This is a genomic window from Campylobacter sp. P0109, from assembly GCF_002138755.1.
Lineage (GTDB): Bacteria > Campylobacterota > Campylobacteria > Campylobacterales > Campylobacteraceae > Campylobacter > Campylobacter devanensis.
In genome coordinates, this window is record NZ_MJKK01000001.1 from 132,393 (window position 1) to 152,143 (window position 19,751).

20 protein-coding genes and 2 pseudogenes are annotated in these 19,751 nt (G+C 35.0%); 9 read left to right on the forward strand and 13 right to left on the reverse strand.

Translation table 11 applies throughout. From position 1 onward, the window contains the following. Nucleotide 1 precedes the first annotated feature (1 nt). The 7 genes from guaB to CIGNP109_RS00710 are packed head-to-tail and all read left to right on the forward strand — an operon-like array spanning nt 2 to nt 6,170. The gene (gene guaB / locus CIGNP109_RS00680) at nt 2-1,453 is read left to right on the forward strand and encodes an IMP dehydrogenase (RefSeq protein WP_086227816.1); all 1,452 of its coding nucleotides are present in this window, start codon (nt 2-4) and stop codon (nt 1,451-1,453) included. Beyond that, entirely contained in the window at nt 1,453-2,556 is a 1,104-nt protein-coding gene (gene metX, locus CIGNP109_RS00685; protein ID WP_086227817.1) for a homoserine O-acetyltransferase MetX, read from the forward strand. The genes guaB and metX overlap by 1 nt, the downstream gene beginning before the upstream one ends. Next, nucleotides 2,549-2,737, forward strand: coding sequence for an exodeoxyribonuclease VII small subunit (gene xseB, locus CIGNP109_RS00690; protein WP_086224145.1), 189 nt, complete (start codon nt 2,549-2,551; stop codon nt 2,735-2,737). The genes metX and xseB overlap by 8 nt, the downstream gene beginning before the upstream one ends. Further along, nucleotides 2,730-3,530 (forward strand): carbon-nitrogen hydrolase family protein, encoded by an 801-nt coding sequence (locus CIGNP109_RS00695; RefSeq protein ID WP_086227818.1) that lies wholly within the window; start codon nt 2,730-2,732, stop codon nt 3,528-3,530. The genes xseB and CIGNP109_RS00695 overlap by 8 nt, the downstream gene beginning before the upstream one ends. After that, nucleotides 3,527-4,825, forward strand: a complete 1,299-nt coding sequence (gene murC / locus CIGNP109_RS00700) for a UDP-N-acetylmuramate--L-alanine ligase (RefSeq protein WP_086227819.1) — start codon at nt 3,527-3,529, stop codon at nt 4,823-4,825. Before CIGNP109_RS00695 ends, murC begins: the two co-directional genes overlap by 4 nt. Further along, complete coding sequence (locus CIGNP109_RS00705; RefSeq protein WP_086227820.1) at nt 4,822-5,154, forward strand: hypothetical protein; 333 nt, start codon at nt 4,822-4,824, stop codon at nt 5,152-5,154. Before murC ends, CIGNP109_RS00705 begins: the two co-directional genes overlap by 4 nt. After that, nucleotides 5,154-6,170, forward strand: coding sequence for an oxidoreductase (locus CIGNP109_RS00710; protein WP_086227821.1), 1,017 nt, complete (start codon nt 5,154-5,156; stop codon nt 6,168-6,170). The genes CIGNP109_RS00705 and CIGNP109_RS00710 overlap by 1 nt, the downstream gene beginning before the upstream one ends. An 89-nt stretch (nt 6,171-6,259) precedes the next feature. Here the strand turns inward: CIGNP109_RS00710 and CIGNP109_RS00715 are convergent, their stop codons facing one another. The 6 genes and pseudogenes from CIGNP109_RS00715 to CIGNP109_RS00740 form a co-directional block, all read right to left on the reverse strand. Further along, on the reverse strand, nt 6,260-6,769 hold the full coding sequence (locus CIGNP109_RS00715) for a hypothetical protein (RefSeq protein WP_086227822.1): 510 nt from the start codon (nt 6,767-6,769) through the stop codon (nt 6,260-6,262). A 10-nt stretch (nt 6,770-6,779) separates the two neighbouring features. Continuing rightward, a pseudogene (locus CIGNP109_RS00720) lies at nt 6,780-6,914 on the reverse strand (Sel1 repeat protein); the annotation flags it as partial. Nucleotides 6,915-7,199: 285 nt separating this feature from the next. Continuing rightward, complete coding sequence (locus CIGNP109_RS00725; protein WP_086227824.1) at nt 7,200-7,829, reverse strand: hypothetical protein; 630 nt, start codon at nt 7,827-7,829, stop codon at nt 7,200-7,202. A 319-nt stretch (nt 7,830-8,148) separates the two neighbouring features. Then, entirely contained in the window at nt 8,149-8,868 is a 720-nt protein-coding gene (locus CIGNP109_RS00730) for a fumarate reductase iron-sulfur subunit (protein ID WP_086224159.1), read from the reverse strand. Beyond that, nucleotides 8,861-10,849, reverse strand: coding sequence for a fumarate reductase flavoprotein subunit (locus CIGNP109_RS00735; RefSeq protein ID WP_086227825.1), 1,989 nt, complete (start codon nt 10,847-10,849; stop codon nt 8,861-8,863). The genes CIGNP109_RS00730 and CIGNP109_RS00735 overlap by 8 nt, the downstream gene beginning before the upstream one ends. Nucleotides 10,850-10,870: 21 nt before the next feature. Next, nucleotides 10,871-11,584: pseudogene (locus CIGNP109_RS00740) on the reverse strand (fumarate reductase cytochrome b subunit); the annotation flags it as partial. Nucleotides 11,585-11,843: 259 nt separating this feature from the next. Between CIGNP109_RS00740 and CIGNP109_RS00745 the strand changes: the two are divergent. Beyond that, the gene (locus CIGNP109_RS00745; RefSeq protein WP_086227826.1) at nt 11,844-13,925 is read left to right on the forward strand and encodes a TonB-dependent receptor domain-containing protein; all 2,082 of its coding nucleotides are present in this window, start codon (nt 11,844-11,846) and stop codon (nt 13,923-13,925) included. A 22-nt stretch (nt 13,926-13,947) separates the two neighbouring features. Here CIGNP109_RS00745 and ybeY read toward each other — a convergent pair whose 3' ends face one another. Genes ybeY through aspS form a run of 4 tightly spaced genes read right to left on the reverse strand, consistent with a single transcriptional unit; the run spans nt 13,948 to nt 17,309 of the window. Beyond that, nucleotides 13,948-14,355 carry an rRNA maturation RNase YbeY gene (gene ybeY, locus CIGNP109_RS00750; RefSeq protein ID WP_086227827.1) on the reverse strand — a complete coding sequence of 136 codons (408 nt, stop codon included), beginning with the start codon at nt 14,353-14,355 and terminating at the stop codon, nt 13,948-13,950. 60 nt (nt 14,356-14,415) lie between these two features. Then, complete coding sequence (gene ppa / locus CIGNP109_RS00755) at nt 14,416-14,934, reverse strand: inorganic diphosphatase (protein ID WP_086227828.1); 519 nt, start codon at nt 14,932-14,934, stop codon at nt 14,416-14,418. Nucleotides 14,935-14,937: 3 nt separating this feature from the next. Further along, on the reverse strand, nt 14,938-15,513 hold the full coding sequence (locus tag CIGNP109_RS00760; protein WP_086224167.1) for an adenylate kinase: 576 nt from the start codon (nt 15,511-15,513) through the stop codon (nt 14,938-14,940). Continuing rightward, the gene (aspS, locus tag CIGNP109_RS00765) at nt 15,513-17,309 is read right to left on the reverse strand and encodes an aspartate--tRNA ligase (protein ID WP_086227829.1); all 1,797 of its coding nucleotides are present in this window, start codon (nt 17,307-17,309) and stop codon (nt 15,513-15,515) included. Before aspS ends, CIGNP109_RS00760 begins: the two co-directional genes overlap by 1 nt. Nucleotides 17,310-17,468: 159 nt before the next feature. Between aspS and CIGNP109_RS00770 the strand changes: the two genes are divergently transcribed. Next, the gene (locus CIGNP109_RS00770; protein ID WP_086227830.1) at nt 17,469-17,747 is read left to right on the forward strand and encodes a hypothetical protein; all 279 of its coding nucleotides are present in this window, start codon (nt 17,469-17,471) and stop codon (nt 17,745-17,747) included. A 128-nt stretch (nt 17,748-17,875) separates the two neighbouring features. Here CIGNP109_RS00770 and CIGNP109_RS00775 read toward each other — a convergent pair whose 3' ends face one another. Genes CIGNP109_RS00775 through CIGNP109_RS00785 form a run of 3 tightly spaced genes read right to left on the reverse strand, consistent with a single transcriptional unit; the run spans nt 17,876 to nt 19,749 of the window. Beyond that, a complete protein-coding gene (locus tag CIGNP109_RS00775; RefSeq protein ID WP_086226451.1) occupies nt 17,876-18,346 on the reverse strand; it encodes a hypothetical protein in 471 nt (156 codons plus the stop codon). 9 nt (nt 18,347-18,355) lie between these two features. Further along, the gene (locus tag CIGNP109_RS00780) at nt 18,356-19,009 is read right to left on the reverse strand and encodes a hypothetical protein (RefSeq protein WP_086227831.1); all 654 of its coding nucleotides are present in this window, start codon (nt 19,007-19,009) and stop codon (nt 18,356-18,358) included. A gap of 14 nt (nt 19,010-19,023) precedes the next feature. Next, entirely contained in the window at nt 19,024-19,749 is a 726-nt protein-coding gene (locus CIGNP109_RS00785) for a hypothetical protein (RefSeq protein ID WP_086227832.1), read from the reverse strand. Nucleotides 19,750-19,751 lie beyond the last annotated feature (2 nt).

Consider the following 19,751-nt stretch of genomic DNA (forward strand, 5'->3'; position numbering starts at 1 on the left):
TATGAAAATCATAAAACGAGCCTTAACATTTGAAGATGTTTTATTAGTTCCACAATACTCTGATATCTTACCAAAACAAGTTGATATTAGATCTAAATTTAGTAAAAATATTGAGTTAAATATACCTGTAGTATCAGCAGCGATGGATACAGTTACAGAGCATAGAACGGCTATTATGATGGCTAGACTTGGTGGAATTGGGGTTATACATAAAAATATGGATCTAGAATCACAAGTAAAAGAGGTAAAAAAGGTCAAAAAAAGCGAAAGTGGCGTAATAATGGATCCTATATCAATCACCGCTGATGCTAGTATCAAAGATGCTTTGGAGTTAATGAGTGATTATAGAATTTCAGGTGTGCCAGTAATTGATGAAAATAGTGTATTAATAGGGATTTTAACAAATCGTGATTTGAGATTTGAGCATAATTATAGTAAAAAAGTAGGCGAAGTGATGACAAAAACCCCACTCATTACTGCTCCATCGGGATGTACTTTAGATGATGCACAAAAGATATTTTCTACAAATAAAGTTGAAAAGCTACCTATAGTAGATAAAAATGGTAAATTAGAAGGTTTAATAACCATTAAAGATCTTAAAAAACGCAAAGAGTATCCAAACGCTAATAAAGATAAATTTGGTCGCCTTAGAGTTGCTGCAGCAATTGGCGTTGGTCAAATAGATAGAGCTAAAGCTTTAGCCGAAGCTGGGGTTGATGCTTTGGTGATGGATTCTGCTCATGGCCATAGCAAAGGGATTATAGATACCTTAAAAGAGATTAAATCTCAAATAAGCGGCGTAGATATCGTAGTAGGTAATGTAGCAAATCCTAAAGCTGTAATAGATCTAATCAAAGCCGGAGCTGATGGAGTGAAAGTAGGTATTGGGCCAGGCTCGATTTGTACTACTAGAATTGTAGCAGGAGTTGGAGTGCCACAAATTACAGCTATTAGCGATTGTGCTGAGGCGGCTAAGGAATTTAATGTGCCTATTATAGCTGATGGCGGTATTAAATATAGTGGCGATTTTGCTAAGGCTTTAGCGGCCGGCGCTAGCTGCATTATGGTAGGTAGCTTACTTGCTGGGTGTGATGAGAGTCCAGGTGAGTTAGTAACCTTCCAAGGGCGTCAATATAAAAGTTATAGAGGTATGGGAAGTATAGGTGCTATGACAAGAGGTAGCAGTGATAGGTATTTCCAAGAAGGCACCGCTCAAGATAAGCTAGTTCCCGAAGGGATCGAAGGCCGTGTGCCATACGCTGGGACAATCCGTGATGTGATTCATCAGCTAGTAGGTGGATTGAGAAGTTCAATGGGATATTGTGGTAGCAAGGATATTAAAACATTTCAAGATAAGGCTGAGTTTGTAGAGATCACAAGCGCAGGGTTAAAAGAGAGCCATGCTCACGATGTTATCATAACTCAAGAAGCACCAAATTATAGAGTAAATTAGTGGAAATATATAGAGCTGTAGAGCATTTTGATGAGCCATTGCATTTAGAGAGCGGGCGAATTTTAAGCGAATTTGATTTAGCTTATGAGTGCTATGGCAAACTAAATGAGAATAAAAGCAATACTATAGTCGTATGCCATGCACTCACTGGTTCAGCTCATGCTGCTGGAATTTATGAAGGCGATAGAAAAGCTGGCTGGTGGGATGGTGTAATAGGTGATGGAAAGATTATTGATACTACTAAATATTTTGTTATCTGTGTAAATATTTTAGGAAGTTCATTTGGCTCTACAAATCCTTTAAGTATAGAGCCAAGCACTAAAAAAGAGTATAGACTTCGATTCCCTGTTCTTGTAATTAGCGATGTTGTTAGGGCGCAAATGAGACTATTTGATAGGCTCGGAATTAAAGAAGCATATGCAGTAGTAGGTGGTAGCCTTGGTGGAATGCAAGCTCTTTGCTTTGCTATAGAGTTTCCAAATTTCGCCAAAAGAGTTATAATGTTAGCTACTACATATGCTACTAAAGCTTGGGCAATTGCATTTAATAAAATAGCTATTGAAGGGATAGTAAATGATCCAAATTTCAAAGGTGGCTACTATAATAAAGATGATATAGAGGCAAATGGCTTAACAGGCATGGCACTTGGTAGAATGGCTGGGCATATTAGCTTTTTAAGTCCTACTACAATGGATAAAAAATTTGGTAGAAAATATGTAGAAACTGATGGTTTATACGAGCTTTTAGGTAGATTTGAAGTAGATAGGTATATGGAGTATAATGGCAATAACTTCCCTAAAAGATTTGATCCATTATCATATCTATATGTTGTTAAGATGATGAATAATTTTGATTGTACTAGGCACTATGGCTCACTTAATGAAGCTTTGATGCTTACTCGTGCTAGGCTAACATTTATTTCATTTAGTGGGGATATTTTGTTTCCGCCAAATTTGATGCTTGAGATGTATGAAGCGCTAGTTAAGATAGGTCAAGGGCATAGAGGAAGATATATATGTGTTGATAGTGATTATGGGCATGACGCATTTTTAGTCGAGATAGATAAGATAGAAGAACATATTAAAAAGGCATTAGATGAGTGAGAGTTTTGAAAATAAAATAGATAAAATTGAGAAGCTTTTAGAGAGTTTAAATAATGAGAATTTAGCGCTTAGTGATAGCATAAAACTATATAAAGATGGATTAAAGCTAGTAAATGAAGCTAGAGATATGCTAGAAAATGCTAAGCTAGAGATTACTCAAATAGGAGAAGAGAGTGAGTAAGGTAGCAGCTTTACAGTTGTATACTTTGGCTATGAGCGATTCAAGAATTGATCATTATTTAAATTTAGCAGCTAAAGGTGGCGCTAGCGTAGTAGTGCTTGGCGAGTATGTGATAAATTCGTTTTTTAATGAGATTATTAAAATGCCAAAATCTATGATAAAAGAGCAAAGCGAACACAAAAAGACTAGTCTTTCAGCCATGGCAAATAGATATAATCTAACGATAATAGCGCCACTTTTACAAATCAAAGGCAAAGAGTGTAAAAAAGTCGTAGCTAAATTCAGTCCACAAAGCACAAAATATGAAGAGCAAAATATCTTAATAGACTATCCGCACTGGAATGAAGCGAAATTCTACTCTAAAAAAGAGAGCTTTGGGATAATGAGTTTTAGTGTTGATAAGATTAAATTTGGGGTTGTTTTTGGATTTGAGGCGCATTTTGATCGAATTTGGGCTGAGATTGTAGCTAAAAAGGTCGATTGCGTGCTATTGCCAAGCGCTTGTACGCTAAATTCTAATGAGCGATGGAATGAACTTTTAAAGATGAGAGCGCTTACAAATAATATATATATCGTTCGTGTAAATCGTCTTGGCAAAACTAAATTTGGCGAGGTTGAGAGTGAGTTTTATGGGCAAACTATGCTTATAAATCCACATGGGGAGATCGAGAGTAGTCTAGATGCAAATGAAGGAATGCTAATGTGTGATATAGATAAAAAGCTAATTACACAAGCTCGTTCAATATGGAAATTCCGTCAAAAAGCTGAAGCGTTATTAGGATTAAATATATGAAAAAAGTTCATTTCATCGGTATTGGCGGGATTGGAATTTCAGCGATTGCTAGATTTTTAAAAGAGCGTGATTTTATAATCAGTGGCTCTGATATTGCTGATAGTGCTATTACTAAAGAGCTTAGAGCTAGCGGTATGAAAATCACCGTACCACACTGCAAAACTGCTATTGAAGATCCTGATTTTGTCGTATATAGTGCTGCAATTAAAGGTGATAATGTAGAACTTATAGAGGCTAGAAAGCGTGGCATTGAGTGCCTATCAAGGAAGGAGGCTTTGCCGTTTATTTTAGAGGGCAAAAGAGTCTTTGCTGTAGCTGGAGCACACGGCAAAAGCACAACTTCAGCTATGCTCGCAGCCCTTATGGAAGGTAGCGCTATAATTGGTGCTATAAGTAAAGAATTTGGCTCAAATATGAAGTATGAAGCTAGTGATAATTTGATATTTGAAGCTGATGAGAGTGATAGTAGCTTTTTAAATTCCAATCCATTTTTAGCTATTGTTACAAATGCTGAACCTGAACATATGGAGCATTATGATAATGATATTGAGAAATTTCATGCTGCTTATAAGGGCTTTTTAGAAAGAGCTAAGATTCGTATTATTAATGCTGAAGATGAGTTTTTAAGCACTATTAAAATGGACGCTATTAGATTAGAAAAGGGCGATATAACCAATCTTCAAATGGTTCTTAGAAATTATGAGCCATATACAAGTTTTCATCTTAAAGGACTTGGTAAATTTGAGGCTTGGGGTATGGGTGAGCATATTGCTATTGATGCGAGTCTTGCTATTTTGGCGGCTAATTCTATGATGGGACTTGAAGAAGTTAGGGAAAATCTTAAGAAATTTAAAGGGATAAAAAAGCGATTTGATATCTTAGTTGCTAATGAGAAATTTGCTTTAATCGATGATTATGGTCATCATCCTACTGAGATTAAAGCGACTCTAAAAAGTGCTAAAGAGTATGCAAAGCTGCTTGGGCTTGAGAGCATTACAGCGATATTCCAACCACATAGATACTCAAGATTAATGGCAAATTTAGATGGATTTAAAGCGTGTTTTAGCGATGTTGATGAGCTTGTGGTATTGCCTGTTTATGCCGCTGGTGAAGAGCCTAATAATATAGATTTAAAGAGCGAATTTAAGGGTGCTTTATTTGCTGATAGCATTAAACGCAACGGCAATAGTATTGAATTTTTTGATAATTTTGGCGTTAAACATAGCTTAGCTAGTGGCCTTGTGATCGGCTTTGGTGCCGGAGATATCAGCTATCAGCTAAGAGGCGAGAGATGAGAATTTTGCTTTTTTTAGTTTTTATCTTTGCTATTTTGATCTTTCTTGCTGTGTTTAATGATAAATTAAATTTAAAATCCAAGATATCTATTTTAGCGCTTTGTAGTGCTATATTTTTTATTGGGTTTTTATACAATGAGATGGATAATCAAAGAAGCATTGATATAAATGAGCTTTTGTATAAATTTAACTCAAAAGAGATTATAAAATGCGGAGATTATAATGTTACGAGTGCGAAATTTAATTATGAATTTGGCACCAGTAGCTTTGTCTCTAAAGACCAAAACGGTATAATAATACCGATAGAAAAATGTTTAAAGGAGAACTAATGTCTATATTATTTGAATCTATTAAAGTTGGTAATTTTACACTTCCAAACCGCATAGCTATGCCGCCAATGTGTGTTTATAAGGCTAGGGATTATAGCGGATTGCCACGATGTTTTCATAGATTACACTATCCGGCTAGATCGCTTGGTGGAGTTGGATTTATCATAGTTGAAGCCACAGCGGTATCACCAGAGGGTTGTATATCTAAAAATGATTTAGGATTATGGAGTGATAATCAAGTAGAAGCACACACTAAGCTAAATTATGAGATTAAAAAATATACTTGCAAAACTACAGCCATCCAGCTAGGACACGCCGGAGCCAAGGGGACTTGCGATAATATATTAAGCCCTAGCGGTATATGCTTTAGCCCCGAATACCAGCACCCAAAGGCGCTAAACACTCAAGAAATTTATGAGATTGTAACTAAATTTAAAGATGCCGCTATAAGAGCCAAGGCCGCTAATTATGATATTGTAGAGATACACGCAGCGCATGGGTATTTGATTAGCGAGTTTTTAAGCCCATTAACCAATAAGCGAGATGATGAATTTGGCGGAAGTATAGATAATAGAATGCGACTTCTAAGCTTGATTGCTCAAGAGATTTCACCTATTATCCCATTTGGTGTTCGCATTAGCGCTGATGATTGGGAAGTGGGTGGAAATACCATAGAAGATAGCAAAATCATAGCCAAAAAATGCGCTGAGCTAGGTGCTTGCTATATTAGTGTATCGGCCGGCGGCGTGGTATCTAAGCCAAGCCTAGTTCCAGAACTTAAGCCTATGTATCAAGCAGGTTATGCAAAAGCTATTAAAGAGATTGTAAATATACCAGTTATTGGAGTAGGATTAATCACTACAAAAGAGCAGGGCGAGCAGATGATAGAGGGCGGATACTGCGATATAGTAGCCTATGGTAGGGAGCTTTTACGCAATCCAAATTTCGCTCTATACGCAGCTGCAAGTGAAGGGAAAAATGAGCTTATAGACTTCTCATACCAAAGGGCATTTTAAGTAGTGTTGTGTTAATTTAATTGGCCGTAGGTGTTTGTCATTGTCAAGGTATTATTTGTAGCGCCTTGACAATCTTTTATAATTTAAATTTATCTAACTATATTTGCAAAATTACCATAAAAGCTCAATACTAATATAATAAATGCCACATTTGGTACATACTCAGTTAAGTAAGTTTTAAATTTAGGTTCATTTTTTCGCATTTGGCTAATCGCATAAATTATTATACATATAACAAATGCAAAAATATTATGTATTATAGAACTCAAATACCAAAAAACATAACTAAACAAACTGCCAAAATTCATTTCCATATTACGCTTAAAAAGCCTAAATATTAGCATTAAAATACCACTAGCAACCAAGCTAAACCCCAAAGTCAATCCTATTACCAGCATAGAAAATCCCTGTCCTTGGCTTAGATTGATGATATACTCACTTTCTACGCCTAACTCTTTAGCAACACTCCACGGTAGAACTAAGCTCATTACAAAATAATACCCAATATAGATATAAATCCTAGCAACTCCTATTTTAAACTTTTGCACTAGATAAACTAGCACAAAACTAAATAGTGTCAATATAGCACCGATACCCATTTACATATCTTTATTGGTTTAATCTTGCGTAATAATCGCAACCCTTTTGTAAACCCATATCACAAGCTTTGCCATAAAGCTCTTTAGCCGTAATATTATTCTGTTTTACCCCGTAACCTTTTTCATATAAAGCTCCAAGCATACTGCAACCCTCAGCATCTCCACCATCGCAGGCTTTTTGTAAAGTTCAAAGGCTTTTGTTTCATTTTTTACTATTGCATGTCCGTTTTCATAGTAAATAGCCAAAAGATTACAAGTAGACGCAAAGTCTTTGTACTACTGGCAAAGATTTTTTATAAAGTCCTTTGTTATAGTTGTCCAAGGCGTCGTTATATTCATCTATATCTTTATTTTCAAAAAATACCTAGATATTATACCCAACACTGCTAAGACAATTAAAATCGTTAAAAATGTTTTTATTTTTTACCTTTTAACTAGCTAAATTTTGTGTAATTTCGTTTATTGCATCTTTCATTTTTTCAAAAAACATTCCAAAAGTAAAACCATTACCAAAATTTAATTTCTTAAAAGCTCGTGCTATTTTATCTTCATCATATTCTTTTATTTTATCTAATAGATTTTTAGGTAAAATTTTTATAAAATCTTTTATTTCAATAACCACAATTTCGCTGTTTAACGAATAATCAAGTGTAACACCGCTCATTTCTTTTAATTTTATCTCAATAGCACTTCTTTTTGCTATATTCTCTATCGTAAATTTTATTTTATCATCACTTACCTTTCTAAGCGTTATTTTATCTTCTTTCAAATCATTCATAAAATCATTAAATAATATATCGCTATCATCTCTATATTTTATTTTTATATTATTCTCAGCACTTTTTATTCTTGCTGAGTTTATTTTTAGAAGTTTTTCTATCTTTGCGTGTGGCAATTTATCAAAAAATCTCTCTTCTTTATCATACACGCAATGCTTGTTTAAAAGATAAATTATATAATCACCTATATCGTTTTTGCTAGCATTTAGCAAGCTGTATTCGTTTATTCTTTCCCAAAGATCCTTTAAAAACTCATCTGCGTGATTATCTTTAAATTCCATTTTATATCCTTTTTAAGAAAATAAAAATTAAAGCTCAATTATACCCCCCCCCTAATTAATATTAACTTAAATTTGGATAATAATTAAATAAAAATTTAAATAGTATTAAACTAAAATAATATATTGTTAAAATTATAAAGTTATTAAAATTTGATTTTATAAAGGTAGATGAAATTGGAATTTTGCTGATGAATAAAAGAATAAAAATAAAAAACAAAGAATAAAAAATGGAGAATAAAAAAATAATAAAAAACCCCAAATTCTAATAAATTTGGGGTTTTAAAGCCACGCTATCAACGAGAGCGAAAGCTAAATTCGATTATTTTACAGTAGCTAATTTGCGTCTCATATATGCGATTTTGCTTTGAAGTGGCAAGTGTTTAGGGCAGTTGTCTTCACAACCAAGCAAGCTCATACAACCAAAGACGCCATTATCATCACCTACTAGCTCATAGAAATCTTCATCGCTTCTATTATCTAGTGGATCAACTTTAAATCTAGCCACACGGTTTAGACCTACAGCACCGATAAAGTCAGGTCTCATAAGAGCCGTTCCACAACTTGCTACGCAGATACCGCACTCGATACAACGATCAAGCTCAAAGGTCTCTTGAGCTGCGTCTGGATCGACTTTTTCTTCCATTTTGCTAATATCAGTAGTGTGATTTGAGTGAATCCAGCTTTCAACTCTTTTACTCATATTATTCATCCAGTTACCTGTATCAACGCTTAAGTCTTTAAGTAGTTTAAATGCAGGTAGTGGCATAAGCTCGATAACGCCACTTGGATAATCTTTTGTAAGAGTTCTACAAGCTAGTTGCGGGCGACCATTTACGACCATACCGCAACTTCCGCAGATCCCAGCACGACAGACAAAGTCAAAGCTAAGACCCGGATCAAATTTTTCACGAATTTGATTTAATGCGATGAAAAGTGTCATACCATCGGTTTCTTCTAGTTCATACTCAGCAAAGTGCGGTTTGCTAACTTTACTTTGAGGATTGTATTTAAATGCTCTAATTTTTATTTTTCTACTCATAGCCTATACCTGCTCTTTCGTTTAATGCTTTGTATTTTGGTTGAAGTTCATAGTGCATTAATGCATCTTGAATTTCATGTCTATTTTTACCTTCAGCTTCAAGTTTAGCTCTAATAGCATCAACCTCTTCTTGGCGTTTAGCTGATAGTGGATTTTCTATGATATTGCCTTTAGCGCCATATCCACGGAATGCTGGTGGCATCTCCATTTTCATAATATCTAGCTCTTCGTATTCTAGTGTTGGGAGTGTATCGCCTTCTTTCCAGTATGCCAAAGTTCTCTTACACCAGTTAGCGTCATCTCTTTTTGGATAGTCCTCTCTATAGTGTGCGCCACGACTTTCAGTTCTTTGAAGTGCGCCATAAGCCACACATAGAGCTAGTTTAAGCATTTTAGGCACACGATAAGCCTCTTCAAGCTCAGGATTACCATATAGCTCTTTATTTTCTAATTTGACATTTGTGCTCTCTTTGTATAGCTCTTCTAGCTCTTTTACAGCTTTGGCTAGACCATCGCCAGTTCTAAAGATAGCCACATGTTCCCACATTATATCTTTCATCTTATTTTTGATCTCAAATACATTGTATTTGCCATCTTTGTTGATGAGTTCATTTAGATATTCTTTGCTTTTATTGATAAAGCTCTCTATTGTTTTGGTTTGGATATCTACTTCATTTTTATCACAATACTCAGCGAAATAATCCCCGATAATCATACCACTTACTACGGTTTCAGCAACGCTATTTCCACCAAGGCGGTTAAATCCATGCATATCCCAACAAGCTGCTTCACCGCAACTAAATAACCCTTTTAAAGTTTGGCTCTCACCAGTTGGTTTGACACGAATTCCTCCCATTGAGTAGTGTTGCATTGGTAGAATAGGCGCCCAACCTTTTGGACCTTCATCAGCGGGATCTATACCATTGAAAATTTGGCAAATTTCTTGGACATCACGCAAGTTTTTTTCTATATGTTCTCTACCAAGAATGCTAATATCTAGCCAGACATGCTCGCCATAAGGGCTTTTAACCCCTTTACCATTTCTGATATGCTCCATTATACGGCGACTAACGACATCACGGCTAGCTAGCTCTTTTTTCTCTGGTTCATAATCAGGCATAAAGCGGTATCCATCAACATCTCTTAATATCCCACCATCACCACGGCAGCCTTCAGTTAGTAATATACCGCTTGGGACAATTGGAGTTGGGTGGAATTGGACGGCTTCCATATTGCCAAGTCTAGCAATACCAGTCTCAAGAGCGATAGCAGCGCCTGTGCCTTCGCAGATTACGGCATTTGTAGTGTGTTTGTAAATTCTACCATAACCACCAGTTGCGATTAGGGTGCCTTTGGCTACATAAGCTGTGATCTCACCAGTTACTAAATCCCTAACAATCGCACCATAGCAGCGATTATTTTCATGGATTAGAGCGATAGCTTCTTTGCGGTCATGAATTTCTACATTGCGTTTTAAAGCTTCATTTGCTACACCAAATAGCATTGTATGGCCAGTAGCATCAGCAGTAAAGCAAGTTCTCCATTTTTTAGTACCGCCAAAGTCACGGCTATGGATTAGACCATGTACGCTCTCTTTTTCATCAATTGTAGTTTTTTGTGCGTTTATGATAGCACTTCTTTTGCCTTTTGTGATTCTAGTCCAAGGTACGCCCCAACTAGCAAGCTCACGAATTGCTTTAGGTGCGGTTTGGACAAACATTCTAGCAACTTCTTGATCGCATCCCCAGTCGCTACCTTTGACAGTATCAGCAAAATGCACATCTTCATTATCGCCTTCACTCATTTTTGAGTTACCAAGGCTTGCTTGCATACCGCCTTGAGCGGCAGCAGAGTGGCTTCTTTTGACAGGACATAGGCTTAAAACTACGGTGCTAAGACCCTTATCAGCAGCGGCTACAGCAGCTCTTAAACCAGCTAGACCACCGCCGATTACTAATGCATCATAATATTTTACATTCATACTATACTCCTAGTTCATAGCGATTTTAAGAAATGCCCCAAGGCTTAATAGTCCAAGAGCTATAAAGAATACGCTTAAAATCCATTTAGCTTTTTTTAGATTTTTACGAGTTGCTTTGGCATCTTTGCCCTCAAACCATCCCCATTTCACGCATAGTCTGTATAGACCGATACTTCCGTGAAGTTCAACAGCAAAAAGCAATACTAGATAAAATAACCACATAAAATGGCTATAAACACGCTCAGCTGAACCAAGTGTGCCATCAGCTAGTAGGGCGATTTGATCTGAATTTGTGATGATGATGATTAGGTGTGCTGACCCAAGGAAAAACATAATAAACCCAGTACAAGCCTGAATCCACCAAAGTGTTGTATCTTCGTGTTTCATACGAGTGGCGTGAGCACGATAAATTTGCCATTGTCTAAAATTGATAGGCATTTTTCTCATACCAAGCGCAGCATGGACAAAAAAGATTACAAGCACACAGGCTGCCAAAAAGCTAGTAACATAGCTCATATTTGGGCTATCATACATAAATCTAAGCTCTAAAATATGCACAACTTGGTTATAGACATCTTCACCAAATAGTATGGTAGATACAAACAGCATATGTGCCCACATAAATAGTCCTAGGAATAGCCCAGTTCCACTTTGAATAAGATCGAGTTTTGCAGGAATTCTACTCTTCTTGCGATCCTCGCTTATACCAAGAAACCCTTCGATTTGCTTACTCATAAGCTCCCCTTATAATTTGAAATTTAGACGGATAATTTGTAATTATACATTAGCTAAACTTGATATATTATTAAATTCATCTATTAAATTATAATCAAAAGTATCTATTTTTAGGCTTTTGAATCGAATTTTAAATAATAACTTAGATAATATTTTGATTTATTTGATATTTAAATTTAGTTAAATTTGGCTTGCTTTTAAATCTATTTTAATAATTATTATCATATAATTTCACTATTAATTTTTTAAAGGTGAATTTATGAATAAAAAATATTTACTTTCTGTAGCTGCAATCGCATATATATCAAATTGCGCTCTAGCCAGCGATAAATATGCATTAGATGAGGTGGTTGTTACGGCTTCGGGATTCTCTCAAGAGATTAAAGAAGCTCCAGCAACAATGAATGTCATTACCAAAAAGGATTTAGAAAGAAAGCCATATAGAGATGTAGCTGAGGCTATATCTGATATACCAGGAGTTGATATATCAGCACCTGGCAAAACTGGTGCGAATAATATATCTATACGCGGTTTAGGTAATGGATATGTACTAATCTTAGTCGATGGAAGACGTCAAGGTATTAGTGGAGATATAGGACCAAATGGATTTGGTGAGGTGATGAACGCATTTTTGCCGCCACTTTCTAGTATTGAAAGAATAGAGGTTATAAAAGGTCCTATGAGTACCCTATATGGCTCAGAGGCATTAGGTGGCGTGGTAAATATCATCACTAAAAAGGTTAGCGATGAGTGGGGCGCTTCATTTGGATTAAATACCTTAATAAATGAGGATAATCAGTGGGGAAATTTATATGGATTTAATATCTATGCTGATGGTCCATTAATAGAGAATAAACTAGGCGCTACATTTAGATATGCACAAAGCTATAGAGAGCAATCAAATGTAATATATAGAAATGAACATGGTAAAGAATTAGATAGAAGTCAAGGTGAAAGCCCAACAAAGGCTAATAACTATAATATAGGCACAAGATTAAACTATATGCATGATGATGCAAATACATTTACATTTGATATAGATTATGCTAGAAATCACTATGATAATAGAGAGGGGCAGCTTGGTACAGTAGGAGCAAAAGGCGGCTATGAACCAACTATGGATGTAGAAAAGTTAGTAACCTATCTAACGCATGAGGGTGTGTATGATGGATTTACTATAAATTCAGGTATTCAGTATAACCGCGTAACTAATGATAGTAGATTAGTTGTAGCACAAAATCCATATAAAGGACAAAATAGAGATATCTTAGCTCAAGATTATATAGCTGATACTAAGGCTGTGATTCCAATTGGTCAAAGTAATATATTAAGCGTTGGGGCTGAGTATAAACTAGAAAAAATGCAAGATAAGATAGCTAGTCCAAGCAGATTTAGCCAGTATGCTATAGCGGCATTTGCTGAAGATGAGTATTCGATATTAGAAAATTTAAGATTAACACTAGGTGCTAGATATAACTACCATGAGACATTTGGTAATAATATCTCTCCAAGAGTGTATCTAGTCTATAATCTAAATGATAACTTCACATTTAAAGGTGGTGTATCAACAGGCTTTAAAGCTCCTACAGCAAATAAGCTAATAGCTGGAGAGTATAACTATAGCGGTCAAGGCAAAACCCCAACATACGGTAATCCAGATCTAAAAGAGGAGACATCGATAAACTATGAGCTAGGCATGGGCTATAGTGATGATATATTTGATATGGCTGTAACTGGATTTATCACTGATTTTAAAGATAAAATTTCAAGCACATCATACAATCAAGGCGAAGCTATACCTAATATAGGAAATTGTAACGCAAGTGCTACTGGAGGTAGCTCATGCTCTCAAGCTATAAATCATGGTGAAGTGCAGTATATGGGTGTAGAAGTTAGCGCCGGACTTAGACCTATTAGTGATATGAATTTAAATTTATCCTATACATATTTAGATACTGAGATTAAAGATAGCGCTACTAAAGATAGCATAGGCAAACCAGAAGAGGGAACCCTAAAACATAATATAGTAGCTAAAGCTGACTACTCAATAACTAAAAAAATTACTCCATGGATAAAAGGTGAGTGGCAGATAGATAGATATATGGGGAATGATAATATAAATAGAGAGTATTATCAAAATGTATTTTTAGCCTCTTTAGGTGCTTCATATGAGATAAATAAAAATTGGAGTCTAAATGCTGGAGTATATAATCTATTTGATAAAGATTTTACAGATGGATTTGAAACTTATAAAAACAAAGGTAAAGATGCATATGTAAATACATATGATAGAGTAGATGAAGGTAGAAGATACTATCTATCACTAAATGGTAGATTCTAAAAGATAGTAGGGCTAGTCCCTACTACTCATCTAATGTTCTTACTATTAGGCTATCTGGTAAATTTAGCTCATTTAAGATTTCAATTTCTTTTCTTCTCATCTGTCCATCATCGTTTTCATGGTCATATCCAAGAATATGAAGTAATCCATGAGTAAAAAGTAGAGCTATCTCTTCATCTATTGTGTGTCCTAGTTCATTGGCTTTAGTCATTGCTAGGTCTGTATTTATAACTATTGAGCCGATTGGAAAGTGTGGGATATAGTGGAGCGGAAAGCTTAAAACATCTGTTGTTTTATCTATTTTGCGCTCTTTTAAATTTATTTGATGCATAGCATCGCTATCAACTAATAAAAGCTCTATATCAGCAGTTGTGAGCTTGGAGGCGATAATATCTAAAATCTCTGGATAGGACTCTTCGCAGATTATCATTTTAATCCTTTAGTTGATAATTTAATTTAATTAATGTGGCAAGATTTTGCCACATTAAGGTTATTTGTAAGCTTTGATAGCTTTGTCTAAGATATCTTGAGCTTTTTTAGCGTCTTCAAAACCTTTGACTTTTACCCATTTATTTGGTTCAAGCATTTTATATGTTTCAAAGAAATTTTTGATCTTATCAAGTGTGGCTTTTGGTAGGTCATCTATACTTTTGATACCATCATATCTAGGGTCGATTTTGGTTACTGGGACTGCTAAGAGCTTTTCATCCATACCGCTCTCATCTTCCATTACCAAAACGCCTATTAAGCGACAAGGTATCACGCTACCGGCTTGAAGTGGGTATTCGTTTAAGACTAAAACATCAGCTGGATCGCCATCATCAGCTAGAGTTGATGGGATAAATCCATAATTAGCTGGATAAAACATAGCTGAGTATAGCACGCGATCTACTACGACAGCACCGCTATCTTTGTCTATTTCGTATTTGATATTTGATCCATATGGGATCTCGATTACTGCGTTTAGTTTATCTGGATTACTGCCAGCTTTGATTTTGCTTATATCCATAATTTACTCCTTTATCATAGTATTTAATAAATTTGCCATATCGCTTACGATCTCTTCGATGGTTCGTTCGCCATTGATATTGCGAAGTAGTGATTTGCTACTATAAAAATCTCTAATCTCTTTAAGTGGGGCTAGATAGACTTTCATTCTATTATTAAAGACTTCATCATTATCATCAGCGCCCCTAGCTCTGCCTAATACTCTCTCTCTTGCGACTTGTTCGCTTACATCTACTTCTATAACGCCGCTTAGTTTAACATCATTTGTATTTGATAAGACCTTATCAAGCTCTAACATTTGCTCTACACTTCGTGGATAGCCATCTATTAAAATATACTCTGTAGGGCTGGATTTGATAGCACTAACTATGGTATTTACAACTACATCTAATGGAACTAGATTGCCTTTAGAGATGAAGCTATCTATCAAGCGACCAAGATCGCTACCACTAGCTACTTCAGCTCTTAATAGATCGCCTGTTGAGTAGTGGCTAAATTTAGAGTCGTTTTTAGCTATTATGCTAGCGTCTGTAGTCTTTCCGCTGCCTGGGGCGCCTATTATTAAAAATAGCTTTTTCATTATTTTTCCTTTTCTCTTAATCTTAATCCTAAATCTCTTAACTGATGAGTATCTACGCTACTTGGGGCTTGAGTCATTAGACATGAGGCTTTTTGAGTTTTAGGGAATGCTATAACATCTCTTATGCTTGATGAGTTTGTAACTAGCATAATAAGCCTATCTAAGCCTATAGCAAATCCACCATGCGGAGGCGCACCAAAACTAAGCGCATCAAGTAAAAATCCAAATTTCTCTCTTTGTTCGTTTTCATCTATTTTAAGAAGTTTAAAGACCTTTTGTTGGATATCATTTTTGTGAATTCTAATGCTTCCACCGCCAAGCTCAACACCATTTAAGACAACATCATAAGCGATACTTGTGATATCTTCTAAATTTGGCTCATCTGGGTTATTAGGCATTGTGAATGGATGGTGCATAGCTGAGTAGCTACCATCATCATTTTGCTCAAACATAGGGAAATCTACAACCCATAAAAACTCTAATGATTTTTGATCTATTATACCAAGCTCATTAGCTAAGAAAATTCTAAATCGCCCCATATAATCAAGCACAGTTTTTTTCTCTCCAATACCGAAAAATACGACATCACCGATTTTAAGTTCTATTCTAGAAACTAGCTCTTTTAGATCGCTTGGATCAAAAAACTTAACTAGTGGCCCTTTTAGGCTAAGTCCATCAAAATTTACGCAGTTATCTTGTCCGGCTGTATCTTTTGGATCTTTTATTTGGATAAATGCTAAGCCTTTAGCGCCAAATTTACGGACAAATTCTTCAAATCTTTGCATTTGGCGTTTGCTAAATATATTATCTCCATTTGGGACTTTTATAGCTTTGGCTCTATTTTTCTTTGGATCTTGTGCTGGAGTGCTAAAAATTTGATTATTTGATTTAGCGAAGATATCGATTACATCGACCATAGCTAGATCAAATCTAAGATCAGGTTTATCACTACCATAAAGCTCCATAGCATCTTTATAACTCATTCTTTTAAATGGAATTTGGATATTATGCCCGCAAGCTGCAAATATATCTTTTAACACCTCTTCGCCAACTTTTATCACATCTTCTTGATCACAAAAGCTCATTTCAACATCGATTTGAGTGAATTCAGGTTGGCGATCAGCTCTTAAATCTTCATCTCTAAAGCACCTTGCGATTTGAAAATATTTATCAAATCCAGCACACATTAATAGCTGTTTAAAGAGCTGTGGGCTTTGTGGTAGGGCGTAGAATTCGCCAGGATGAACACGGCTAGGCACTAGATAATCCCTTGCGCCCTCAGGTGTAGCACGAGTTAGCATAGGGGTTTCAACCTCTAAAAATCCTAGTCTATCAAGGGCATTTCTACACGCTATGCTAGCTTTTGAGCGAAGTTGAAATTTGCTTAGGCTATCTTCATTTCTTAAATCTAAAAAGCGATATTTAAGCCTGATATCTTCACCAACGCTATTATCGCCGATTACAAAAGGTAGTGGAGCGCTCTCATTTTCAATGATTAGCTCATCTATTATGACTTCAATCTCGCCGGTTTTTAGCTTTGGATTTACTAGTCCCTCACCTCTAGCTCTTATCTTACCTTTGGCTCTTAGGACATATTCATCTCTAACTTTTGATGCTATTTCGTGTGCTGATTTGCTGTCTGCTGGATCGCATACAAGCTGGATAATTCCACTTCTATCACGAAGATCTATAAATATAACGCCGCCGTGGTCTCGGTATGAATTTGCCCAACCACATAGACTGACGCTTTTACCGATATCTTGTGCGTCTAAGTCGGTGCAGTAATGACTCCGCATATTAATCCTTTCGTTTGTAAAAAGTGGCAATTATACATTAAATTTTATAAAACTTTTATTAGAAATTTTGACTAGTGAGCGGGTAAAGTTAAATTTCATTTTATTATTATACTTTATATTATATTTTTTTGTGTAGAATTTGAATTTTGGGGGAGAGTTATGTCTAAAATTCATAAAAATTTAAATACTATAGCAATTACAACTAGAGATCCAATAGAGCAAAAAAATGCGTTATTAAAGATTATAAAGATTATAAAAAGTCGCTCAATTGATGTGATATTTGAGTCTCATGTGGCTCAAAGTATATCATTAGAAGGGTATGAATTTAGTGAGTTAATCAAAAGTGCAAAACTAGCAACTCCGAGCGCAACAAAAAAGCCAAATAAAATAGCAAACCTAGTAAGATCCAACCAAGCTCTAAAACCCCAAGAGCAATAAACAAAATCCCACCAAAAACAGCTAACATCTTTGCTCCTTTTTGACAGAATTCCAATAAAGCTTTGCGACAGATAATGTCACAAGCATACAAAACTCAAAAAGTTTAAAACTAAAAAAATCACATATTCTTAGCCTAAAATTTTATCTATTTTTTTTCTGCAAAAATCACTATCACATAAATTTGATTTTAGTTTTTCTATATGATTTATTTTTCTTTTCATTTGTGTTTCTATTTTTTCTAGTTTATTTTTTTCTTTATATAGTTTCTTTTCTGTTTGATTAAAGTAGTAATTAGCACGCTCTTTTTTTATTAATGTTAAAGCGTATTTTATTAAGATTTTCTCTATATCTCGAAACATTTTTTTGTGATTTGGGTCTGAAAGATTGCTTTTGACACTATCAAAAAATTGCCATCCGATTTCGTTTTTAAAATTTTTAATGATTGTATGCGCTGCTTCTCTAAACATTTTATTTTTCTTTATACAATCAAAAAGCACATTGCTTTTTTGCATGAATTCATTAGAATATCTATTATTTTTGGATAAACGCACATCAGCACCACTCAAATACAACTCTAAAACTTCAAAAAATGAGTACATCTTTTACCTTTAATCTAGAATTTTACTTACTCTTTTATAAAAAAAATCACTATTTTGCAATTTTTTAATCATTTCTTTTATATTTTGAATTTTACCCTCTATCTCTTTTTCTACGTTTTCTAGCATGATTTTCTCGCTTGCTACTGGCTCAAAAACTATTTTTTCATACTCAGTTTTTAAATAATTTAAAAATTCCTTTATCAAAGCAATTTCTAAATCTTGCATATTAAAAGGACACTCGGATGTTCTTTTGTTTAGATAAGCCTCTGCAAAGTCTTTTTCTATAAAAACATCCAAGTCTCTAAAAGCTATTTCTCTTAGCACTTCATCTTTTAGCACGCATACTGAGAGCTTATCGCATGCCTCATTAAAGCTCCCAGTATAGTAGTTAAAATGCCCACTGCTTCTAAAAAACCACACGCCGTTTTGGCTTACTACTGGCTTTCGTTTGTGTATTTTTTTGCCTGGCTTAGTGTTAGTTATATCGCTTATTCTTATATAGTTATCAAATTGTTTGTTCGCTAAGTCAAATTTAATAGGAATTCTATAACCAAAGAAAGTTCTTACAGCCCTTAAAGTCCTTCTTGATGATTCTATTGCTATTGTTACTGCTACTGACATTTCTACTGACTTTTTTGTTGACACTTCTGAAAACCAACCCATTTCTTACCTCTGATTTATTTAATCTCATCTAGCTTATCTAGCATTATATCAGTAGCACAAATTGAGCTTTGTAATTTTGCGTTTACCTCTTCTTTTTGTGCTATATCTGTGCTATTTGCTAGTAGTTTTAGATTTTTGACATTAGAGCTTATGCGCATATCTTCTAGTTCTAGCTTATTTTTTAGAGTACTATTCATCATATCAAGACCACCTTGTAGATTTTCGCATACTTCGTCTTTTATAGTAGAAAGTGCGTTTGTTAGAATTTTATTTTTAAATTCAGTTATAGCATTTTCTTTTGACTCTCCAGCACTCATATGAAGTATTTCTAAGCATCTAGAATTCCCAAGGGATAATTTTGAGCTGATTTCACTAGCAAAAATATTTTTTATTCTTCTTTCATTTTTGAAGTTTATTTGCTCAAAGTTTCTAGAATTCACATCCATATCGTGTAGCATGTCGGCAATTTTATTATTAAAATCACCGTTAAGCAATCTTAATTGGTCTTCTAGCCTATTTGCATCAGCTGTGATAGCATTTTTTAGAGTGCCTAAAAGCGTGTTTATCTTTTCTATATCTTCAACATTTGCTTGGCTTTTGTCAAAAGACTTCTCGTTTGCAATAGCTTGCTCTTCTTTTTTAGAACTTTTAAAAAGTGTAGCCAAAGCCGCTATTCCTTCAACTACAAATGGTATTACCTGAGCCAAAGTTTTTGCTGCAGCTGCTGTTATAAAAGCCATTT